The sequence below is a fragment of the Nocardioides zeae genome, from assembly GCF_010686755.1.
Lineage (GTDB): Bacteria > Actinomycetota > Actinomycetes > Propionibacteriales > Nocardioidaceae > Nocardioides > Nocardioides zeae.
This window is the reverse complement of the sequence record NZ_JAAGXA010000001.1, coordinates 457,542-478,472: the sequence shown is the minus strand read 5'-3', so window position 1 is coordinate 478,472 and position 20,931 is coordinate 457,542. Positions and strand designations below refer to the sequence as shown.

The window sequence follows — 20,931 nt, the reverse complement described above, 5'->3', positions numbered from 1 at the left end:
CCCATGGGCGCCGACGACCACCGCACGACCGTCGACTGGCGGGGCACCACGGTGCTGACCCTCGCGGACCTCTGGCCCGACCGGCCGCGGGCCATGGTCGTCGGGCTGCACCCCGTGCCGTGCAGCGTCGAGGCCGGCCACTACTTCCAGGGTCAGGTCGGCCAGCGCCAGCTGCACCGTCTCGCGTCGACCGGCCTCCTCCCGGCCCCCACCGACGGGACCTTTTTCGAGCCCGGCGCGCTGGCCGCCGGGGTCGGGTTCGCCAACGTCGTGCGCCGGCCGGCGAGCGGCGCCGCCGTGACGCCCGACGAGGTCGCCGACGGCCGCGAGCGGCTGCTGGCCCAGCTGACCGAGCGTGCCGTGCCCCTCGTCGTCTGCCTGACCCGTCTCCCCGTGAAGGCGTTGCTCGGCCGCGAGGGGCGGCCCGGCTACCAGGACGCCGAGCTGCCCGGCGGCATCCGCGTCTTCCGCATGCCCGGCCCGTTCGCCCCGGCGGTCGAGGTGGCCGACGTGCTCGCCGACCTCGAGCTCCCCCGCTGACCTCAGGCCGCCGCCACCAGCTCGTCCGGCGGCACGATGCCCACGCCGGCGTCGCTGGCGAAGAACACCGGGTACGACGCGAACGGCGCGTCGAGCAGCGCGCGCTGCAGCCCCTGGCACCACGCCCGGTCGGCCCGCGTGAAGGACGGCCCTCCCGGACGGGCCTTCAGGACCGCCAGCGACCCGCCCGGGAAGGAGGTCGCCAGCACCTCCGTGTGCAGCTGCACGAAGCCGTCGAGCAGCTCCGGCGGCGGCGCGTCGGCATGGTCCTCGTCGTACAGGTGCATCAGGGCCGGGCTCACCGAGCCGTCGGCGGCGATGTGGGCCGCCCACAGCTGCGGCGCGCTCCAGCCGAGGCCACCCTTGATGTCGCGCCAGAAGGCGGCGAGGTCGTCGGTGGAGCGGATGAACGTCTCGTCGATGCTTCGCATGCCGGCCAGTCTGGACCGATCGCGCCGCTCGCCGCCGGCGTCATCCACAGGGCCCCAGGGCCGCGGGAGCCAGGCGTCAGCCCGCAGCCTCCGCGACGGTGCGCAGGCGGGCGACGTACCGCTCCCACCACTCCTCGTCCTCGTCCGGCAGGTTGGGGTTGCCGTCGACGAGGCCCCGGCCGCCGTCGAGCGTCTCGCGCAGGATGTCGGCGTGGCCGGCGTGCCGGGCGACCTCGGCGACCAGGTGCACGAGCACGCGCTGCAGGGTGGTGTCCCCGGACGGGCCCCACCACGGCACGTGCCCGACCGTCTCCAGGTCGAGCGCCGCGATCGTGGCGTCCGCGTGGGCGTTGACCCGCTCGTAGAGCGCGACGATCTTCGCGGGCGTCTCCTCGGAGGAGGCCCACATGTCGAGGTTGGCCTCCGAGTCGTCCGCGTCCGCCTCGACCATCCACGCCGGCTTGTCGGGCAACGGGCGTCCGAAGACGTCACCGAGGTAGCCCGCCTGCGTGAACGCGACGTGCTTGACCAGCCCGAGCAGGTTGGTGCCGGTGCTGGTCGCCGGCCAGCGCTGGTCGCGCTCGCTGAGCCCGTCGAGCTTCCACAGGAGCGCGCGGCGCTCGCGGTCGAGGTAGCGCTGGAGCACGTGCTTGAGGTCGTCCACCCCGCGAACCTAGACCGATCGGGGGGCGCGCCGACACCCCGGACGGCTGTTGAATGCGTGTCAACACGAGTACTGCGAGGAGACCACCGTGACCCGAGCCGACATCGAGTTCGCCGTCGAGGGCGAGACCTGCGCCGCGTGGTTCTACCCCGGGGCCGCCGAGCACGCCCCGGTGCCGGTGATCGTCATGGCCCACGGCCTCGGCGGCACCCGCACGATGGGGCTCGAGCCCTACGCCGAGCGCTTCGCCGCCGCCGGCTACGCCTGCCTCGTCTTCGACTACCGCCACTTCGGCGGCAGCACGGGCGAGCCCCGCCAGCTGCTGTCGGTGCGTCGGCAGCTCGCCGACTGGGACGCGGCGATCACCCACGCCCGCACCCTCCCGGGGGTCGACCCGGACCGCGTCGTCGTGTGGGGCACGAGCTTCGGCGGCGGGCACGCGCTGACGCTGGCGGCCCGGGACCCCCGGATCACGGCCGCGGTCGCGCAGTGCCCCTTCACCGACGGCATCGCCTCCTCGCTCGCCGTCGACACCCGCACGAGTGCCCGCGTCACGGTCGCCGCGGTCCGCGACTGGGTGCGAGGACGCCGGGGCGCGAGCCCGCGCTACCTGCCCGCCGCGGCACCGGCCGGCACCCCCGCGTTCATGTCGAGCGCCGACGCCCTGCCGGGCGTCGAGGCCATCTCCGCCGGAGCGCCCGACCACGAGAACCGCCTGACGGCCCGCTCGGCGATCGACGTGTTCCTCTACGCCCCGGGCCGCCGCGCGCGGCGCATCCAGTGCCCGACGCTCGTCACCCTCTGCGAGCACGACACCGTCGCACCCGCCCGTACGGCGCGGCGCCAGCTCCGTCGCTCCCCGCACGTCGAGCTGACGTCCTACCCGGTCGGTCACTTCGACGTGTACCTCGGCGCACCGTTCGACCGGGCGGTCGAGGACTACCTGGAGTTCCTGGGGCGCCACGTGCCGGTGGGATGAGGTCCGCCCACGATCAGGCGCGCAGCACCTTCGCCATCGGTCGCCCCTTGGCCAGCTCGTCGACCAGCTTGTCCAGGTAGCGGACCTGGCGCATGAGCGGGTCCTCCACCTCCTGCACCTTCACCCCGCAGACCGAGCCCGTGATCAGCGCCGTACCGGGGTTCAGGTGGGCTGCGCCGAAGAAGTCGGCGAAGGTCGTGCGCTCCTCGAGGTGGCGCTGCAGCGCCGCGTCGTCGAACCCGGTGAGCCAGCCGATGACCTCGTCGAGCTCCGCACGCGTGCGGCCCTTGCGCTCGACCTTGGCGACGTAGTGCGGGTAGACGTCCGCCACGGCGGTGGTGAAGATGCGGTGCACGCCGTCAGGGTAGGCCGCTCGACCCCCGGTGTCCGTGCGATCCGGCCGCGGGGCACCGGCTGAACGCCTCGGCCAGCATCCGGTTGAGCCTCGCGAACGACTCCGTCTCGTCGGGCGCGTGGTCGGGGTTCACCTCGCAGACCGTCAACGCCCTCCAGGCGGGGGCGCTGACGAGACGTCCCAGGACGGCGCCGAGCTCGTCGAGCGTGAGCCCGTCGGCGCGGCGGCTGTTCTCGGCGATCGGGAAGTCGACCCACCGGAGCACGTCGACGTCCACGTGCACGAGCAACCGGTCGTGCTGTGCGGCCCAGGCGACGGCCTTGTCCGCTGCGGCCACCGGGTCGGCGTGCACCTCCGCGAGCGGGATCACCTCGATCCCCCGCTGCCGCACGATGTCCGCCTCGGAGTCGGTGATGTTGCCCTGGCCGAGCAGCAGCACGTCGCTGCCGGTCAGGAGGGGACGCCGCGGGCCCAGGTCGGCCACCGCGGGGTCCGCTCCCGGGACGTCGAGGAGGTGCGCGACCCCCATCCAGTCCAGGGCGCCCTCGCCCGTCGCCGGCACCTTGAGGTCGGCGTCGAGGTCGATGTACACCAGGCCGACCGATGCGCCCGAGGCGAGCGCGCCGGCCACCACGCCCACCTCGATGGAGCAGTCGCCCCCGAGCACCAGCACGTGCTCCCCCACGTCCAGCAGCTGGCCGACGCGCCGGGCCGCGGACCGGGCGACCTCGACGACGTCGGGGACGTTCATGGCCTCCGGGCGACCGGGGTCCGGCCGCCACCGCACCCCGTGGACGTCGCCGCGGTCCCGCACCCACCACCCCGTGGACGCCAGCGCCTCCACCAGGCCGTGCTCGCGGAACACGCGTGGCGCCCGCTCCTGGCCCGGGGCGTAGGCCCCCGCGCTCGTCGGCACGCCGACGACGTTCAGCACCTCGACCATCTCCGGATCCTCCGCTCTCCCCCGCGACCACGTCGGGAGCCGGTACCCCGTCCGGCCGTGGCCGACCGGCGCCGTCGCCCGTCAGTCGGCCAGCGCCTCCAGCACGGGCCACGCGCCCTCCGCCGTCGTGGCCACGACCGTCACGACGACGTCACCGTCGGGGTCGTGGCTCGTGCGGGCGGAGACACCCGCGTCGTACCCCTCCAGCACCACCGTGCCGGAGTCCTGGGCCAGCCAGAAGCCCCGTGCGTAGCGCATCTGCTCGTCGGGGACGTCCGCCGTCGGCTCCACCAGGCGCCGCACGGTCGGCTCGCTGACGATGCGGTTGGCCCGCAGGGCTCGCCAGAAGCGGGTGAGGTCGGCGGTGGTGGTCACGAGCCCGCCGTCGCCGCTGCCCCGCACGGGCAGGTGGAGCACGTTGGTGCGGAGCCCGTCCTCGGCGAGGTAGCCGCGGGCGACGTCGCCCGGCAGCTCGTCGGTGCGCGGGTATCCGCTGCGCGTCATGCCGGCGGGCTCGAGCACCCGCTCGCGCACCAGCTCGGTGAACGCGACGCCGCTGACACGCTGCGCCACGAGCGCGAGGAGCACGTAGCCGGAGTTGTTGTAGGCGAACGTCGCGCCCGGGACGGAGACCTGGGGTCGGCCGTCGAGCTCCGGCAGGAACGCCTCCGTGTCGTCGAGCTCGTGGACCGGGCGGGTGAGCACGTGGTCGGTGATCTCGCCGCCCGCCGCCTCGTCGATGTAGTCGCCGATGCCGGAGCGGTGGCTCAGCAGGTGGTCGACGGTGACGGCGTCGTCGACGAGGGGGAGGTCGTCACCCAGCACCGGGCGCACCGGGTCGTCCCACCCCAGCCGCCCCTCCTCCACGAGGCTGGCGACGGCGAGGGCCGTGACGCCCTTCGCGACGCTGGCCACGCCGTACCGGTGCCCGGTGGTGGCCGCCACCCCGTGGGCGCGGTCGGCGAGCCCGTAGGCCCGGTCGAGCAGCACCACGTCCCCACGGTCGACGCGGATCGCGCCGGTGAACCCGGAGTCCAGCGCAGCGGTGTGCAGGGCAGCGGTGTCGGGGGCCATGGACCGACCGTACGGCGCGGGGAGCGCCCGGTCACCCGATTTACGAGGCCTCGGGACTAGCCATTCGTGCCCGGCTCAGCCGTAGTGGCAGACGTAGCCGAGCGTCTCCAGCACCTCGATCGAGAACGACGCGTCGCCGGGCACCGCGAACGACCCACCCGCGGCGTGCTCGACCCACGCGTCGGCGCCGGGGAGCAGCACCCGGCAGCGGCCCGCGTTGAGGTCCATGACCTCCGGCTCGCCCGTCCCGAACTCGAAGGTGCCCGGGAAGATGACGCCGGCGGACTTCCGCGTCCCGTCGGCCAGGTGGAAGGTGTGGCTCACGCAGCCGCCGTCGAAGTAGACGTTGGCGCGCGGGTCGAGGGTCACGTTCGCGTAGGTCGCGTCGTCGCTGGTCACGAGCGGTGAGCCTAGAGGGGCGGCGCTCACCACATCAGGTCGCCCCAGAGCACCTCGCCGTGCACGTAGACCACGTGCGTCGTCGCATCGTCGACCGGGCTCCAGAGGTCGATCCAGCCCGGGTGGCTCCGGGCGCGGATCCGCGGGAGGAGGCGTGCCGCGCGACGGCGCTCGGCCGCGTCGTACCACCGCGGCTCGCAGCCCGGTCCCCCACCGCAGCCGCAGCCCTCGAACGCGAGGAGCGCCCCGCCGGCGACGAGCTCGCGCGCCTCGCCGGGCGTCAGCCCCGACCGCACCTCGTCGAGCCGACGCCCGTCGGGCAGCCGTGGCGTCGACGGGCCCTCCGGCTCGGGCCGAGGAGGTTCGGCCAGCGTGCGCGCGACGATCTGCGCGAACGTCTCCCCGCGATCTCGTCCCATTGACGGGTCAGCCTGCACCGAACCGACCGCTGTGACCATCAAGATTGATGGTCAAAGCGGCGTGTTCCCCGGTCGACCGGGGAAAGTGTCAGCCCCCCAGCGCCTCCTCCACCGCGAGCAACGCGCCCTCGACGAGCTCGGTCGGCGCGGGGTGGATCCAGTACTGCCCCCGCGCCAGCCCCCGCACCGGTACGTCGCTGCTGATGGCCTGCACGAGCGGCTGGATCAACGTCGCCGCCATCGGCCCCACGACGTGCGCCCCGACGAGCAGCCCGGTCCGGCGGTCGACGAGCACCTTCGCGAAGCCGCCGGGGCCGGCCGGGTCGTCGTCGTCCGGACCGCTCTGCAACGCCCAGCCGTAGGCGGTGTCCGCGACGTCCTTGCGCCCGACCGCGACGTCGATCCCCTGCTCGCGGGCGGCCGCCTCGGTGAGCCCGACGGCTGCGACCTGCGGCTCCGTGAAGACGGCCTGGGGCACGTGCCGGTGGTCGCTGGCCACCAGGTCGTCGGGGTGGAGCAGGTTGTGCTGCACGACCCGTGCGTCCTGGTTGGCGACGTGCTTGAGCGGCGGGGAGCTGCTCGCGTCGCCGAGCGCCCAGACGCCGTCGGCCGCGCGCTGGTGCTCGTCCACGACGACGAGGCCGTCGTCGTCCACGGGCACCCCGGCGCGGTCGAGGTCGAGGAGGTCGGCGTTGGTCTGCCGGCCGATGGCGACGAGCACGAGGTCGGTCTCCACGTGGGACCCGTCGTCGAGCTCGAGGCGCGCGGACCCGTCGTCCAGCAGCTCCGCGCGCTCGAGCCGCGCCCCGGTGCGCACGTCCCAGCGGTCGCGGGATGCACGCGTCACCACGTCGGCGACGTCGGCGTCCTGCGCGGACAGCAGCACGTCCTCGCTCTCGACCTGCACGACCTCCACCCCGAGCGCGGCGAAGACGTGGGCGAGCTCGCAGCCGACGTACCCGCCGCCGATCACCACCATCCGCCGCGGGAGCTCGTCGAGCCGCATCACGGAGTCGCTGGTGACGTGGGGGACGTCGTGCAGGCCCGGCAGGTCGGGCACCACCGGACGGCTCCCGGTCGCGATCACGACCTCATCCGCCGTGATCGGGGTGATGCCGCCGTCGGCGTCCTCGACCTCGAGCGCGCCGGGGCCGGTGAAGCGCCCCGTCCCCCGCAGGACGTCGACGAAGTCGAGACCCCGCCGGTAGTCCTCGCCGCTCCGCGCCACCGCGTCGATCCGCGACGTGACGCGGTCGCGGAGCCGAGCCCAGGCCGCCTGGTCGGCGGCCGACGCTGCCGTGCGTACGCCGAGGGCGGGCCCCCGCGCGGCGCCGGTCAGCAGGTCGGCGGCGTGCACGTACATCTTCGACGGGATGCAGCCCCGGTTGACGCAGGTGCCGCCGAAGGGCCCGCGCTCGACGATGGCGACGCGCAGGTGCGCGAAGCGGTCGTCGATCACGGTGTTGCCGGAGCCGGCCCCGAGGACGACGACGTCGTAGTGCTCGGTCACTCGGGCAGGGCCTGGGTCGGCAGCGGGCCGAGCCCGGCGAAGTCGTCGAGGAACGGGCCGAGGTCGCCCGCCGCGACGTAGGAGCGCAGCTGCTCCTCGGTGCGACGCGACGTCACCGCGCGTGCGAGGTCGAAGCCCGACGCACGCAGGACGACGGCGGGGTCGCCGTCCGCCGACTGCCAGGTCCAGTCCTCGTCCGTCGCCTCCAGCCGCACCGGACCGCGCTCGCCCAGCCCCTCGCCGAAGGTGTCGGCCATCTGCTCGCGCACCATCGCCAGGCCGCCCGAGGCGCGGCCGCCGGGCGTGCCGAGAGCGCTCCGGAGGTCCTGCTCGTGGATGACGACGTCGCCCAGCGGCGCCGGGTCGGTGGTCGCGACGTGCTCCTCGATCCGCGGGGCCAGCTCGCTCCACTCCTCGAGCAGCTCCGGCACCGTGCGGTCGCGCCGCGCCTCCACGTGGCGCTGCGTCCACTCCTCGCCGAGGTCGTCGTCGACGGCGTCGCGCAGGGTGTCGCTGCCGACCCCGATCATGTGCGCCACGAGGTCGCGTGCCCGCCAGTCCGGGGTCGCCGGCACCGCGCGCTCGAGCGCGCCGGGGTCACGCAGCTGCGTCGTGGCGACCAGCCCGCTCACCCGCTCGTAGGCCTCGCGCCACTCGCGTGCCGCGTCCGTGTCTCCCGCCATGTCGCACCGTCCCGCATCGTCGGGGGCCGTCTGCTCGACCCGTCCCCGTCATTGGAGCAGGGGGGCCGAAACCAGGGGGCGAGCGTGACCCGGACGGGTGAGTCGATGAACATCGATCGCCACTTTCGGGTGTAGCCCCGCGTGCGCGGGGTAAAGGCTCGCGATTCGCCGGCACGGTCCCGTGTCGAGCCCTGCAGGACGGCCGGAAGGAACGCTGCGTGGACGACTTCATCGCGGAGAGACGGCGACAGATCGCCTTCGACATGCTCCAACACGCCAACCTGGTCTTCCAGTGCGTGCTCGTGGCGACCATCGTCGCGATCGCGCTGGCGGTCCTCATCAACCGGTTCAAGGTGCTGGAACCGGTCGCCAACGCCGTCTCGGCGGTCGGGCTCACCCTGCCGTCGTTCGCGCTCGTCGGCCTCCTGCTGCCCCTGTCCGGGCTCGGCACCACGACGGCCTTCCTCTGCGTCGTGTTCTACGCCGTGCTCCCGGTCCTGCGGAACGCGGTGGTCGGGCTGGCGGGGGTCGACCAGACTCTCCTGGAGTCGGCGCGCGGGATGGGCATGGGTCCTGTCGGCGTGCTGCTCAAGGTGCAGATCCCCCTGGCCTGGCCGGTGATCCTCGCCGGCGTGCGCACCTCGATGCAGATGTCGATGGGCATCGCCGCCATCGCCGCCTACGTGCTCGGCCCCGGCCTCGGCTCCTACATCTGGACGGGCCTCGTCCAGACCGGCGGCGCCAACGCCCTCAACTACGCCGTCGTCGGCACGGTCGGCATCGTCATCGTCGCCCTGGTCGCCGACCTCCTGCTGCTCGCGCTCGGGCGCCTCACCATCTCGAAGGGAGTCCGCGTCGCATGACGGACCAGGACACGCACACCACCCCCCAGCCCCACGACGACGCCCGCGACGACCGCGACGGGCGTCGGATCAGCGGCGTCGACATCGAGCTGAGGGACGTCGTCAAGAAGTACCCCGGCCAGAAGGCGCCCGCCGTCCAGAGCCTCTCGCTCACCGTCCCGGCCGGCGAGGTCGTCATGTTCATCGGCCCCTCCGGCTGCGGCAAGACGACGTCGCTGAAGATGATCAACCGCCTCATCGAGCCGACCTCCGGCACCATCACGATCGGCGGCGAGGACGTCCGCGGCCGTGACGCCGACGAGCTGCGCCGCACGATCGGCTACGTCATCCAGGGCGGCAGCCTCTTCCCCCACATGACCGTCGCCGACAACATCGCGGTCGTCCCCAAGCTGCTCAAGTGGTCGAAGCAGGAGATCGCGGCCCGCACGGAGGAGCTGCTCGACCTCGTCGGCCTCGACCCGGCCAGGTACCGCGACCGCTACCCCCGCGAGCTCTCCGGCGGCCAGCAGCAGCGCGTGGGCGTGGCCCGCGGCCTCGCGGCCGACCCGCCGGTCGTGCTGATGGACGAGCCGTTCGGCGCCGTCGACCCCATCACGCGTCAGCGCCTGCAGGACGAGATGCTCGGCATCCAGCGCGAGCTCGGCAAGACGATCGTCTGCGTCACGCACGACATCGACGAGGCCATCAAGCTCGGCGACCGCATCCTGATCTTCTCCGAGGGCGCGCACATCGAGCAGTACGACACCCCGGAGAACATCCTCGCCGCCCCCGCCAACGACTTCGTGGCCGACTTCGTCGGCGCGGGCTCGACGCTCAAGCAGCTCAGCCTCTCGCGCGTCAACGAGCTCCGGATGGGCGAGTGGACGACGGCCCGGCAGGGCGACGACGCCGCCGATGCGGTACGGCGCGCGGAGGCCGCCCGCCAGGACTGCGTCGTGGTGCTGGACGAGCGCGGACGCCCGGTCGCGTGGCCGTGGCTGCGCACCCTGCGGCGCCAGCAGCGCATCGACGTGCCCCGTCGCGACGAGCTCGTCACGCTCGACCGCCGCGCCACCCTCAACGACGCCCTCGACACGATGCTCAGCTCGTCCCACGCCGCCGCGATCGTCACGGGCGACAAGGACGAGTACCTCGGCGTCGTCGACTTCGAGTCCGTGACGCAGCACATCCGGGCCCAGGAGGCCGCCGCCGCGGAAGCCACCGAGGCTGGCGGAGCCACCGAGGCTGGCGAGGCGGCCGGGACCGGGGAGGCGCGCCCGTGAGCGCGGAGACGTTGGAGACGACGACCGGGCCGCCCGACCACGAGCGGCGGACCAGCCCGGACGAGGAGTCCGCGCCGGCCGATCGCGGCGCCCGCGGCTGGCTCGCCCGCAAGAGCGTCAGCCGGGAGACGGTGGCCATGCTGGTCGTGCCGCCCGTGCTCGTCGCCCTGGCCTTCATCGGCTTCCTCGTCTGGCGCCAGACCGCCGAGCTCGACTCGGTCGAGGCCAACCAGCTGAAGTGGAGCACCCTGTCGCGGCTGCTCGTCGACCACCTGCAGCTCACGGTGGTGGCGGCGGTGATCGTCGTCGCGGTGTCGCTCCCCCTCGGCATCGCCCTCACGCGCGGCCGGGTGAAGCGCGCCGCGCCGCTCGTCGTCGGCATCGCCAACGCGGGCCAGGCCGCGCCGTCCGTCGGCCTCATCGTGCTGCTGTTCCTCTGGCTCGGCGGCGGCTTCTGGACGGCGATCATCGGGCTGAGCCTCTACGGGATCCTGCCCGTGCTGCGGAACACGATCACGGGCATCCAGGCCGTCGACCCCACGCTGGTCGAGGCCGCACGGGGCGTCGGCATGACCTCGACGGAGACCCTGCGCAAGATCGAGCTGCCCCTCGCCGTACCGGTGATCATGGCCGGCATCCGCACGTCCCTCGTGCTCATCGCGGGCACGGCCTCGCTGGCCTGCTTCATCGACGCCGGCGGCCTGGGCGAGGTGCTCCAGACGGGCATCTCGCTGTTCCGGTTCTCGCTGATGATCACCGGCGCGCTGCTCATCGCGCTGCTCGCCCTGCTCATCGAGTGGATCGGGCGCCTGCTCGAGCTCGCCTACCGACCGAAGGGGGTCTGACGTGGCACGCACCAGCACCCGCACCGCCCGCCGCCTCGCCGCCGGTGCCGCGGCGCTCGTGGCGACCGGTGCCCTGCTGTCGGGCTGCGCGCTCGGCACGGCCGGCGGCTACGTGCCCACCGGCGACCTCACGGGCGACCTCGCCGACTTCGACGGCGCGCTCGACGGCGCCGAGATCACGGTGGGGTCGAAGAACTTCAACGAGAACGTCATCCTCGGCAAGATGGCGATCATCCTCCTGCGCTCGGCCGGGGCCGAGGTCACCGACCTCACCAACATCCCCGGCAGCGCGGCGGCCCGCCAGGCCCAGACCGACGGCCAGATCGACGCGATGTGGGAGTACACCGGCACCGGCTGGATCACCTACCTCGGCGAGGCGGAGCCGATCCCGGACGAGCAGGAGCAGTACGAGGCGGTGCGGGACGCCGACCTCGAGCAGAACCAGCTGGTGTGGCTGCCGCCGGCCCCCATGAACAACACGTACGCGTTCGCCATGAACCCCGAGGTCACCCAGCGGCTCGGCATCGAGTCGATGTCGCAGATCGCCGACCTCCCGGTCGAGGAGCGCACGTTCTGCGTCGAGTCGGAGTTCACCAACCGCCCCGACGGCCTGCCCGGGATGCTGGAGACCTACGGCATCCCGCTCGACCAGCCCGACGGGACCCCGGAGTCCAACCTGCGCACCTACCAGACGGGCGCGATCTACGACGCGACCGCGCGCGGGGAGTGCAACTTCGGGGAGGTGTTCACGACGGACGGTCGCATCCTCGCGCTCGACCTCACGGTCCTCGAGGACGACCAGGAGTACTTCCCGAAGTACAACGTCTCCCTCGTGCTGCGGGAGGAGACCGCCGAGGAGCACCCCGAGATCAAGGAGCTCATGGCGCCCGTGACGGAGGAGCTCACCGACGAGGTGCTGCTCGAGCTCAACGCCCGCGTGGACGTCGAGGGCGAGGAGCCCGCCGAGGTCGCCTACCAGTGGCTCGAGGAGCAGGGGTTCGTCGAGAGCCCCTGACCGCCCCGGCGGCGGGGGTACGGCGCATGACGGCCCCCGCCGCGGGTACCAGCACCGCTCCCCGAACGAAGGGCCCTCCCGCTGTGCAACCCCGCCTGATCCCCGTCCGCGAGCCGGACCGTCCGACCGCCGCCGTGCTGGTGCTGCACGGCGGCGGCTCGCGTCCGGGCAGCCCCATGGTGAGCCCGACCCAGCTGTCGGTGCTGCGCATGAAGCCCGTGGCGCACCGCGTCGCCCGTCGGGTGCCGGACGCCGCGACGTACCGGCTCCTCAACACCCACCGCGGCTGGGACCCCAGCCGCACGCCGGTCGAGGACGTCCGGTGGGCACTGGGCGAGCTGCGGGATCGGTGGGGCGACCTGCCGGTCGCTCTGGTCGGCCACTCGCTCGGCGGCCGTGCCGCCCTGCTCGCCGGTTCGGCGCCCGAGGTGCGCTGCGTGGTCGCGCTCAATCCGTGGGTGCTGGCGGAGGACCGGCCGGACCTGCGGGGGCGGCGGGTGCTCGTGCTGCACGGGGACCAGGACCGGATCGCGCCGATCGCGCGGGCGCGCGCCCTGAGCGAGCGCGTGGCGCGCACGACCGACGTGTCGTTCGAGGTGGTGGAGGGCGGCAAGCACGCGATGCTGCGGCACGGGCGGCAGTTCGAGCGGCGTGCGGCGGAGTTCGTGGCCGGGTGCGCGGCGACCCGGCTGTAGGCGGGTCCGGCGAGAACCGCGACTGCAGAGGAGATGAGGCGGCCGAAAGCGACGCCGCTCCATCTCCCCCGCAGTACGGGGACCTCCGGCGGGCTCACTGCGTGAGGAGACCACGATCGGACCAGGTCCGGAGGAGATCTCAACAAGCATCGCAGTTGATGTGCAGATTTCCAAGACGACTCACCCGTGAGGGTGGTGGCCCCGGTCACGGGCCGCCACGGGTGCCCGGCTGCTCCGCCGCGCGCCCGGCCGCTCAGGGAGCCTGCAACCGTCGCGCCGGCACCTGGGCGAGCAGCCCGACGGCGGCCGCGGCGGCCACGAGCACCGTGGCGCCCAGCACCGGCGCACCGGAGGCGAAGCCGGCGAAGGCCACCCCGCCGAGGGCGAGCACCGCGCTGATGACGAGGTGGTCGTTGAGCTGCAGGGCGGACGAGGTCGCGCCGGCCTCCCCGTCCGCCGCCGTCGCGAGCGCCAGCACCGACAGCGTCGAGTAGGCCATCCCGATGCCCAGCCCGGCGACCGCCCACCCCAGCACCGGCAGCACGAGCGGCACCGCCGGCGTACCCGCGAGCACCGCACCTCCCGCCCCCAGGACCACGAGCGCCGCGCCGATCCGCACGCGGCGCTCCTCGTCGGCCAGCCGTCCCCAGCGGGACGCGAGCACCGCGCCGAGGCACCAGGTCACGGCACCCGTCGTCAGCACGGCACCGGCCCCCGCGAGGGAGAGCCCGCGCCCGAGGGTGAGCAGCAGCGGCAGGTAGACCTCCGCCAGGTGGAACGTCACCCCCACCACGGCCCGCGTGCCCAGCACGCTGGGCAGTCCCTGTCCCCCCGTCCATGCCCCCCGCGGCAGCAACCGCGACCCGGTCGCGACGCTCAGCGCCAGGCCCGCGGCCACGAGCACCGGCCAGCCCGGGGCCTCCCTCTGCCCACCCACGCTCACCGCGACCACACCGAGGGCGGCGCCGAGCGCCAGCAGCACGCGACGCCGCTCCGGACCGGGCCGGTCGTCGCGCCGTGGACGGGAGAGGTCCGCCTGCCGCACGAGGGCGAGCGCCCCGGCCGCCAGCACCGGCACCGCGAGGAACACCCACCGCCAGCCGACGGTGTCCGCGACCACCGCGGCGATCCCGGGGCCGACCACCGCCGGCAGCACCCAGGCCGCCGTCAGCACGGCGAAGACCCGCGGACGCAGCACCGCGGGGTACGCCTCGGCGACGACGACGTAGAGCGCCACACCGATGACCCCTCCGCCCGCGCCGTGGACGAGGCGGCCGAGCAGGAACACGGGCATCGACCACGCGACGCCGGCCAGGACGACCCCGGCCGCGAAGACGACGAGGCCACCGTGCAGCACCGGTGACGGACCGTGCCGGTCGGCCAGCGGTCCGGCGACGACCAGGGCGACCACCGCAGCGGCCAGCGGTGCCGCGAAGGCCACCGGGTAGAGGGCGAGGCCGTCGAGCTCGCGCGCGACGGCGGGCATCACCGTGGCGACGGCCAGGGCCTCGAAGGCGAACAGGAAGGACAGCCCGAAGGCGCCGGCGGTGACGGCGGCGTACGGCCGCCGCCAGGGCGACAGGGGCTCGGGGCGAGCGTCGACGAGGGTCACGGCACGGGATCCTTCGACCTCAACTAAGGTTCAGGTCAAATGACTGCCACGCCCCTGACCCCCGGAGAGGTGGCGGCCCGGTCGGGCGTCGCCGTGTCGGCCCTGCACTTCTACGAGCGCAACGGCCTCATCACGAGCGAGCGCACCTCAGGGGGCCAGCGCCGCTACTCCCGCGACGTGCTGCGCCGGCTCGCGTTCATCCGGGTCTCGCAGCGGGTGGGCATCCCCCTCGCCGACATCGCCCGCGCCCTGGCCACCCTGCCGGAGGGCCGCACACCGACGCGACGCGACTGGGCCCGCCTGTCCCGCACGTGGCGCGGCGAGCTCGAGGCCCGCATCACCCAGCTGGAGGCCCTGCGCGACACCCTCGACGAGTGCATCGGCTGCGGCTGCCTGTCCCTGCGGTCCTGCGCCCTCGCCAACCCGGCCGACGAGCTCGCCGAGCGCGGACCCGGCGCCGTACGGCTGGAGCGCTGACCCGCGGGACGCCCGGTCCCGCGCGTCAGCGCGAGCGGAAGGTGACGCCCGGCCCCTGGTACGTCGCGAGCGCGGCGCGCACCTCGTCGGAGATCGGCCACGCCGCGCCGGCCTCGTGGTCCCACAGCACCAGCGACAGCTCGGCCACGAGGGCCGGCGGGTGGTCGGCCGCGACGCGCAGCTCGACGCCGAGACCGAACGAGGTGCGGCCGATCCGGTGCACCCACAGGCGCACGAGGAACGGCTGGAAGGCGACGAAGCGCATCTCGGCGTGGTACTCGATGCGCTGCGCGCCCATGAGCTCGGTGACGTGCTCCGGGGCCGAGCCGAGCAGACCGGGTCGCTCGGGCCGCCCAGGCCGCTCCGCCCCCGACAGCACGTCGGGGGCGAAGTGGAGGAACAGCAGCCGCGCCTCGTCGACGATCCGCAGCGCCTCGACGTTGTCGACGTGGCCCGCGAGGTTGATGTCGCGCAGCCGCGCCTGGATCTGGCAGTCGAACACGGTGCCGGTCGCGTCGGTCATCGCCGGAACCGCGGTCAGCGGGCGCGGGAGCTGAACGACGCCGCGCTGTGCGAGCTCGAGCCCGCACCGCTGGACGTCGCGCCCGAGCGCTGGCCACCGGAGCGCTGGCCACCCGACCGCGCGCCACCGGAGCGCTGACCGCCCGAGCGCTGGCCGCCCGCAGCGCCGCCGGACGCGCCCGCGCCGCCACGAGAGCGACCACGACCGCCTCCGCCGTTGGCGCCGCCTGCGGACGAGCCGCCCGCGCCGCCCGCGGCACTGCCCGAGCCGCCGCCTCCGCGACGACGGCTGCGCTTGCGGCCACCACCGGAGCCCGGCTCATCCGAGGAGCGGGTCGAGGTGCGCGCCGGGGCGGGCGCCGCGACGACCGGCTCGAAGGCGCCGGGCAGGCTGCGCTCGCCGGGGGCGAGCTCGACGAGCACGGGGTGGTCGGTGCCGGTGACCCGCGTCGTCGTCGGGTTGATGCCCGCGGCACGCGTGAGGTCGCGGACGTCCCGCTTCTGCTCGGTCGTCATCAGCGTCACGACCGTGCCGGCGTTGCCGGCCCGGGCGGTGCGGCCGGAGCGGTGGAGGTACGCCTTGTGCTCGGTCGGCGGGTCCGCGTGCACGACGAGGGCGACGTCGTCGACGTGGATGCCGCGCGCCGCGATGTCGGTCGCGACGAGCGCCGTGGCGCGGCCGTCGTGGAACGCCTCCATGTTGCGCGTGCGGGCGTTCTGGCCGAGGTTGCCGTGGAGCTCGACGGCCGGGACGCCGCTGCGGTTGAGCTGGCGGGCGAGCGCCTTGGCGCCGTGCTTGGTGCGGGTGAAGACCACCGTGCGGCCCGGCGCGCTGGTGAGGTCGACGAGCACCGGCAGGCGGTGGTCACGCTCGACGTGCAGCACGTGGTGGGTCATCGCGGCGACGGGCGACTGCGCCGAGTCGGCCTCGTGCGTGACGGGCTTCGTGAGGAACTGCTTGACCAGCGCGTCGATCGCCTTGTCGAGCGTCGCGGAGAACAGCAGGCGCTGGCTCTGCTTCGGCGTCTGGCCGAGCAGGCGGCGCACGGCGGGCAGGAAGCCGAGGTCGGCCATGTGGTCGGCCTCGTCGAGCACCGTCACCTCGACGGAGCCGAGCGAGCAGTGACCCTGCCCGATGAGGTCCTCGAGCCGGCCGGGGCAGGCGACGAGGATGTCGACGCCGCGACGGAGCGCGTTGACCTGCGGGTTCTGGCCGACGCCACCGAAGACGGTGCGCGTCGTGAGGCCGGCGGCCTCGGCCAGCGGGGCGAGGGACGCCTCGATCTGGCCCACGAGCTCACGGGTGGGCGCCAGGATGAGGGCACGCGGCGCGCCGGGACGGGCGCTCGCGCCCCCGGACAGCCGGGCGACGAGCGGGAGGAGGAACGCGTAGGTCTTGCCGGAGCCGGTGCGGCCGCGGCCCAGCACGTCACGACCGGCGAGGGAGTCGCCCAGGGTCGCCGCCTGGATCGGCGTGGGGGTGTCGATGCCGAGACCGGAGAGGACGTCGGCGAGGCGCGCGGGGACGCCGAGATCGATGAAGGAAGACAAGAAGAGACCACTATCTGTGCAACGTGTCCCGCCGACAGCCGGGGCTCCGAGGTCTCGGGCCGGCCACGCACGGAGTCACCCACGGGTGCTCGACGTGCAGACAGCCCGCGGCGGGAGCCGGACGAGCTGGCAGGTACGAGCGTAACCGCCCGACCCGCGCGTCGCCGCTTCGACGCGGGTACGACGCGTGTGGGGCATCCCACGCGCCGTACCCGGACGGCGGCGCGTCCGGCTCGATCAGTCCACGGTGACGCGCAGGGTGCGCATCTTGGCATAGAGGGTCGTGCGCGAGATCCCCAGTGCGCGCGCCGCCTGCACCTTGTTGCCGCCGGCGTCGCGCAGCGCCGCGACGACCGCGTCGCGCTCGGCCCGCTCCATGGGCGACAGCGCGCGGCTCGCTCCGGGCACGCGGTGGCTCTCCGGGAGGTCGTCCACCGTGATCGCCCCGCGGCGGCGCCGGCGCACCGCGTGCTCCAGCACCGCCCGCAGCTCCCGCAGGTTGCCGGGCCAGTCGTGGGCCGACAGCAGCCGCAGCACGCCCGGCCCCAGGTGCACGGACTCCCCCGGGGCGCGGCCGGCGCCGGCTCCCAGGTCGTCGATCATCGCGGCGACGAGCTCCGGCAGCTCGGCCGTGCGCGCCGCCAACGGGGCGAGCTCGCGGCGGTCGATGCAGGTCGCGGCGAGCGCGGCCACCGGCCCCTCCAGGGTCTCGGCCGGACCACTGGTGAGCACGAGCTGCGGGGCGTGGCCGGCGGCGGCGTGCGCCGCGACGAGCGCGAGCAGGTCGGCCGGGAGGAGGTCCACGCCCTCGACGCACACGACCCCCTGCCGGGCACGCACGAGCGCGTCGAGCCGGCGAGCCCACTCCGCGGGTCCGTCGAGCAGGGCGGAGGTGGCCGTGAGCACCGTGATCGGTGTCGATCGTGCCGCCGAACGAGCCTGCGTCGTGCGACCGCTGCCGGGAGGCCCGGAGACCAGCACGGGCGCCACGCTCGGTGGAGCATCCAGCCGCGCACCGGTCCCCGCGGACCCGCTGCTCCCGTCGGGACGGCACCCGCCGCGTACCCGCTCGATCTGGAGCACGACACCGTCGCGCACCGACTCCACGGGGAGCCCCCGCACCTCCACGCGCTCCCCCGACTCCAGCGTCAGCGGGACGCGTGGGCCGCCGGTGGACGGCAGGTCCGCCGCCAGGATGCGGAGCAGGGCGATGTCGGTGGCGCTCAGCAGGTCGGTCGCGGCCTGGTTGCAGATGAGGGTGTCGCCGTGCAGCGCCACGACCGGGCGACGCCGGTGGGCCGCGGCCTGGAAGGCCCCGAGGAGGCGACGCTCGGAGACGCGGCTGCCGTCGAGCAGCCGCTGCTCGATCTCGGTCACGACCCCGGCGACCAGCGGGGGCACGAGCGGGTTGACCGTCGTCATCAGCGCGGAGACGTCGAGGACGCCCTCGATGCGGCGGGTCACGGGGTGCACGATCGGGTGCCCGTAGCAGCTGACCGCCCGCAGCGGCTCCGCGAAGTGCTCGTCGGCGTTGACCATCACGCTCCCCCGCGTCTCGAGCACGGTCCCCGGCGCGTTGGTGCCGATCCGTTCCTCGAGGAGGCTCGCGCCGGCGTCGACACCGAGACCGTCGAAGGCGGCGATCGCGCGGTCGTCGCTGCTCCACCGCCGCGCGACGCGGCCGTCGCGGTCGACGAGGAGCGTCGTGAACCCCGTGCCCGTCAACCGCTCGTTGAGGTTGTCGAGCACCGGCGCCGCGGCCACCACCAGGGCGCTGGCGGTGTCGACCGCGCCGTACCGGAGCCCGTCGAACGCGGTCGCCGGCGTGAGGCCGGCGAGCTCGGCCCGCCGCCACGAGTCCGCGATCGTCCGCCGCATGGACGGGTCGTCCTGCCGCGCGGCGAGTCCGCTCGGTCGCATCGAGGTGCCTCCGTTCCCCTGTGAGGAGGGCCACAGCGTACGCCGCGGGACCGGGCGCCGCCCTGTCCAGTTTCTGCACAGCCTTGACGGCGCGGCATGCTGGAAGGTGACCTGGCACACGTCCGTCCGACCCGACCTCGAGGAGCCACCACACGTGAGCGAGTCCTACGCCCGCGGCGAGACCACCCCGGCCCTGCTGGAGGAGACCATCGGCGCCGCGCTGGCGCGCACCGTCGCCGCCCACGGCGACCGCGAGGCCCTCGTCGAGGTCGCCAGCGGACGCCGCTGGACCTGGCGCGAGCTCGACGCCGACGTCGACCGCACCGCGCGGGCGCTCCTCGCGATCGGGATCGCGGCCGGCGACCGGGTCGGCATCTGGTCGCCGAACTGCGCGGAGTGGACGATCGTCCAGCTCGCCACCGCCCGGATCGGCGCGGTGCTCGTGACCATCAACCCGGCGTACCGGAGCCACGAGTTCGCGTACGCCGTCAACCAGTCCGGCCTGCGGCTGCTGTTCGCCGCCTCGCGCTTCAAGACGAGCGACTACGCCGCGATCGTGGCGGCGACGGCGGGCGAGTGCCCGGGGCTCGAGCGCACGGTCTTCCTCGACACCGGCGACCTCGAGGAGCTGCGCGGCGAGGGCGACGCCCGGGCCGACGAGCTCGACGGGGCCGTCGCCGAGCGGGCCGCGACGCTGCGGCCCGAGGACCCGATCAACATCCAGTACACGTCCGGCACCACGGGGCGCCCCAAGGGAGCCACGCTCAGCCACCGCGACATCCTCAACAACGGCTTCTTCACGACCGAGCTGATCAACCTCACCGAGCAGGACCGGCTCTGCATCCCGGTGCCCTTCTACCACTGCTTCGGCATGGTGATGGCCAACCTCGGCTGCGTCACCCACGGCGCGACCATGGTGATCCCCGGTCCCGCGTTCGACCCCGTGACGACGCTCGAGGCCGTCGCGTACGAGCGCTGCACGGCGCTGTACGGCGTGCCCACCATGTTCATCGCGATGCAGAACCACCCCGACTTCACGTCGCACGACCTCAGCTCGCTCCGCACCGGCGTCATGGCCGGTTCGGTGTGCCCCATCGAGGTGATGAAGCGCTGCGTCGAGGAGATGCACATGGCAGAGGTGGCCATCGCCTACGGGATGACCGAGACCTCGCCCGTCTCCTGCCAGACGCGCGTCGACGACGACCTCGAGCGCCGCACCGCCACCATCGGCCGCGTCCACCCCCACGTGGAGGTCAAGATCGTCGACCCCGTCACCGGCGAGACGCTCCCCCGCGGCGAGGCCGGCGAGTTCTGCACCCGCGGCTACTCCGTGATGCTCGGCTACCACGAGGACCCGGAGAAGACCGCCGAGGCGATCGACGCCGACGGCTGGATGCACACCGGCGACCTCGCCGTCATGCGCGAGGACGGCTACTGCGTCGTCGTCGGACGCATCAAGGACATGGTCATCCGGGGCGGCGAGAACATCTACCCGCGCGAGGTCGAGGACTTCCTCTACACCCACCCCGACATCGAGGACGTCCAGGTGGTGGGGGTGCCCGACTCCACGTACGGCGAGGAGCTGTGCGCGTGGATCCGGGTGCGTCCCGGGCGACCGCCGCTCGACGCGGCCGCCGTGAAGGCCTTCTGCGACGGCCGGCTCGCGCACTACAAGGTGCCGCGCTACGTGCTGGTGGTCGACGAGTTCCCCATGACGGTGACCGGCAAGGTGCGCAAGGTCGAGATGCGCGAGCGGTCCGCGACGGAGCTCGGGCTCAGCTGAGGTGGAGCGGGTCGGGGCGTCGCGGGAACGGTCCGGTTGCGGCCGTACGGCCTAGGATGAGCCGCATGCACTCCGCGCGCGGCCCTCGGCAGGGCACCGTCCTGCCGGCGCTGCTCGCGCTCCTGCTGCCGGTCGTCCTGCTGGCGGGGCTCGTCGCCGGCTCCGGTTCCGGCGACTCGGGCTCCGCGCTCGTCGCGCCGCTCGCGGCGGCCCTGCTCACGGCGACGCTGTCCCTGCTCGCCCACGCACGTGCCGCGGCGGTGCCCCGGGCCCGCGCCTCCGTGCTCGGTCCGACGACCGCCGGTCCCCCGGCTCCGTCGCTCCGCGGCAACGCCACCGACACGCCGCACCACCCGCTCCAACCGCGTGCCCCGGAAGCGGTCTGACGC

23 protein-coding genes are annotated in these 20,931 nt (G+C 74.1%); 10 read left to right on the top strand and 13 right to left on the bottom strand.

The features are described 5' to 3' along the window. Positions 1-3: 3 nt before the first annotated feature. Complete coding sequence (locus tag G3T38_RS02305) at positions 4-540, top strand: uracil-DNA glycosylase family protein (protein ID WP_163770429.1); 537 nt, start codon at positions 4-6, stop codon at positions 538-540. A gap of 2 nt (positions 541-542) precedes the next feature. On the opposite strand, the gene G3T38_RS02300 is transcribed toward G3T38_RS02305, so the two are convergent. After that, positions 543-971 carry a hypothetical protein gene (locus G3T38_RS02300; protein WP_163770428.1) on the bottom strand — a complete coding sequence of 143 codons (429 nt, stop codon included), beginning with the start codon at positions 969-971 and terminating at the stop codon, positions 543-545. Positions 972-1,047: 76 nt separating this feature from the next. Further along, positions 1,048-1,635 (bottom strand): mycothiol transferase, encoded by a 588-nt coding sequence (locus tag G3T38_RS02295; RefSeq protein WP_163770427.1) that lies wholly within the window; start codon positions 1,633-1,635, stop codon positions 1,048-1,050. A gap of 49 nt (positions 1,636-1,684) precedes the next feature. Here G3T38_RS02295 and G3T38_RS02290 point away from each other — a divergent pair, with 49 nt between their 5' ends. Then, positions 1,685-2,614 (top strand): alpha/beta hydrolase, encoded by a 930-nt coding sequence (locus G3T38_RS02290; RefSeq protein ID WP_163770426.1) that lies wholly within the window; start codon positions 1,685-1,687, stop codon positions 2,612-2,614. A gap of 13 nt (positions 2,615-2,627) precedes the next feature. Here G3T38_RS02290 and G3T38_RS02285 read toward each other — a convergent pair whose 3' ends face one another. The 7 genes from G3T38_RS02285 to G3T38_RS21310 form a co-directional block, all read right to left on the bottom strand. Then, positions 2,628-2,969 carry a DUF2200 family protein gene (locus G3T38_RS02285; protein WP_163770425.1) on the bottom strand — a complete coding sequence of 114 codons (342 nt, stop codon included), beginning with the start codon at positions 2,967-2,969 and terminating at the stop codon, positions 2,628-2,630. A gap of 4 nt (positions 2,970-2,973) precedes the next feature. After that, positions 2,974-3,912 (bottom strand): arginase family protein, encoded by a 939-nt coding sequence (locus G3T38_RS02280; RefSeq protein WP_163770424.1) that lies wholly within the window; start codon positions 3,910-3,912, stop codon positions 2,974-2,976. A gap of 81 nt (positions 3,913-3,993) precedes the next feature. Further along, positions 3,994-4,986: a serine hydrolase domain-containing protein gene (locus G3T38_RS02275; RefSeq protein ID WP_163770423.1), complete on the bottom strand. Its 993-nt coding sequence runs from the start codon at positions 4,984-4,986 to the stop codon at positions 3,994-3,996. A gap of 75 nt (positions 4,987-5,061) precedes the next feature. Then, on the bottom strand, positions 5,062-5,385 hold the full coding sequence (gene ppnP / locus G3T38_RS22045; protein WP_163770422.1) for a pyrimidine/purine nucleoside phosphorylase: 324 nt from the start codon (positions 5,383-5,385) through the stop codon (positions 5,062-5,064). A 26-nt stretch (positions 5,386-5,411) separates the two neighbouring features. Next, positions 5,412-5,804, bottom strand: a complete 393-nt coding sequence (locus G3T38_RS02265) for a hypothetical protein (RefSeq protein WP_163770421.1) — start codon at positions 5,802-5,804, stop codon at positions 5,412-5,414. Positions 5,805-5,892: 88 nt separating this feature from the next. Next, positions 5,893-7,314 (bottom strand): mycothione reductase, encoded by a 1,422-nt coding sequence (locus G3T38_RS02260; RefSeq protein WP_163770420.1) that lies wholly within the window; start codon positions 7,312-7,314, stop codon positions 5,893-5,895. Then, positions 7,311-7,997, bottom strand: a complete 687-nt coding sequence (locus G3T38_RS21310; RefSeq protein ID WP_163770419.1) for a maleylpyruvate isomerase N-terminal domain-containing protein — start codon at positions 7,995-7,997, stop codon at positions 7,311-7,313. The genes G3T38_RS02260 and G3T38_RS21310 overlap by 4 nt, the downstream gene beginning before the upstream one ends. A gap of 218 nt (positions 7,998-8,215) precedes the next feature. Here G3T38_RS21310 and G3T38_RS02250 point away from each other — a divergent pair, with 218 nt between their 5' ends. The 5 genes from G3T38_RS02250 to G3T38_RS02230 all read left to right on the top strand — a co-directional run bounded on the left by G3T38_RS02250 (position 8,216) and on the right by G3T38_RS02230 (position 12,677). Beyond that, positions 8,216-8,860 carry an ABC transporter permease gene (locus G3T38_RS02250; protein WP_338037411.1) on the top strand — a complete coding sequence of 215 codons (645 nt, stop codon included), beginning with the start codon at positions 8,216-8,218 and terminating at the stop codon, positions 8,858-8,860. Continuing rightward, positions 8,857-10,122 carry an ABC transporter ATP-binding protein gene (locus tag G3T38_RS02245; RefSeq protein ID WP_163770418.1) on the top strand — a complete coding sequence of 422 codons (1,266 nt, stop codon included), beginning with the start codon at positions 8,857-8,859 and terminating at the stop codon, positions 10,120-10,122. The genes G3T38_RS02250 and G3T38_RS02245 overlap by 4 nt, the downstream gene beginning before the upstream one ends. After that, on the top strand, positions 10,119-10,967 hold the full coding sequence (locus G3T38_RS02240; RefSeq protein WP_338037410.1) for an ABC transporter permease: 849 nt from the start codon (positions 10,119-10,121) through the stop codon (positions 10,965-10,967). The genes G3T38_RS02245 and G3T38_RS02240 overlap by 4 nt, the downstream gene beginning before the upstream one ends. Before the next feature lies 1 nt (position 10,968). Beyond that, entirely contained in the window at positions 10,969-11,982 is a 1,014-nt protein-coding gene (locus G3T38_RS02235) for a glycine betaine ABC transporter substrate-binding protein (protein WP_163770417.1), read from the top strand. An 83-nt stretch (positions 11,983-12,065) separates the two neighbouring features. Then, positions 12,066-12,677: an alpha/beta fold hydrolase gene (locus G3T38_RS02230; protein WP_163770416.1), complete on the top strand. Its 612-nt coding sequence runs from the start codon at positions 12,066-12,068 to the stop codon at positions 12,675-12,677. A 253-nt stretch (positions 12,678-12,930) separates the two neighbouring features. Here the strand turns inward: G3T38_RS02230 and G3T38_RS02225 are convergent, their stop codons facing one another. Then, entirely contained in the window at positions 12,931-14,289 is a 1,359-nt protein-coding gene (locus G3T38_RS02225; RefSeq protein WP_163770415.1) for an MFS transporter, read from the bottom strand. A gap of 39 nt (positions 14,290-14,328) precedes the next feature. Between G3T38_RS02225 and soxR the strand changes: the two genes are divergently transcribed. Beyond that, positions 14,329-14,766, top strand: a complete 438-nt coding sequence (gene soxR / locus G3T38_RS02220) for a redox-sensitive transcriptional activator SoxR (protein WP_163770414.1) — start codon at positions 14,329-14,331, stop codon at positions 14,764-14,766. Between the two features lie 25 nt (positions 14,767-14,791). On the opposite strand, the gene G3T38_RS02215 is transcribed toward soxR, so the two are convergent. The 3 genes from G3T38_RS02215 to G3T38_RS02205 form a co-directional block, all read right to left on the bottom strand. Then, the gene (locus G3T38_RS02215) at positions 14,792-15,289 is read right to left on the bottom strand and encodes an acyl-CoA thioesterase (RefSeq protein WP_163770413.1); all 498 of its coding nucleotides are present in this window, start codon (positions 15,287-15,289) and stop codon (positions 14,792-14,794) included. 14 nt (positions 15,290-15,303) lie between these two features. Further along, a complete protein-coding gene (locus G3T38_RS02210; RefSeq protein ID WP_163770412.1) occupies positions 15,304-16,839 on the bottom strand; it encodes a DEAD/DEAH box helicase in 1,536 nt (511 codons plus the stop codon). Positions 16,840-17,076: 237 nt separating this feature from the next. Continuing rightward, entirely contained in the window at positions 17,077-18,759 is a 1,683-nt protein-coding gene (locus tag G3T38_RS02205; RefSeq protein ID WP_163770411.1) for a sigma-54-dependent Fis family transcriptional regulator, read from the bottom strand. A 154-nt stretch (positions 18,760-18,913) separates the two neighbouring features. Between G3T38_RS02205 and G3T38_RS02200 the strand changes: the two genes are divergently transcribed. Further along, positions 18,914-20,542, top strand: a complete 1,629-nt coding sequence (locus G3T38_RS02200; protein WP_163770410.1) for an AMP-binding protein — start codon at positions 18,914-18,916, stop codon at positions 20,540-20,542. A 65-nt stretch (positions 20,543-20,607) separates the two neighbouring features. Then, a complete protein-coding gene (locus tag G3T38_RS02195) occupies positions 20,608-20,928 on the top strand; it encodes a hypothetical protein (protein WP_163770409.1) in 321 nt (106 codons plus the stop codon). Positions 20,929-20,931 lie beyond the last annotated feature (3 nt).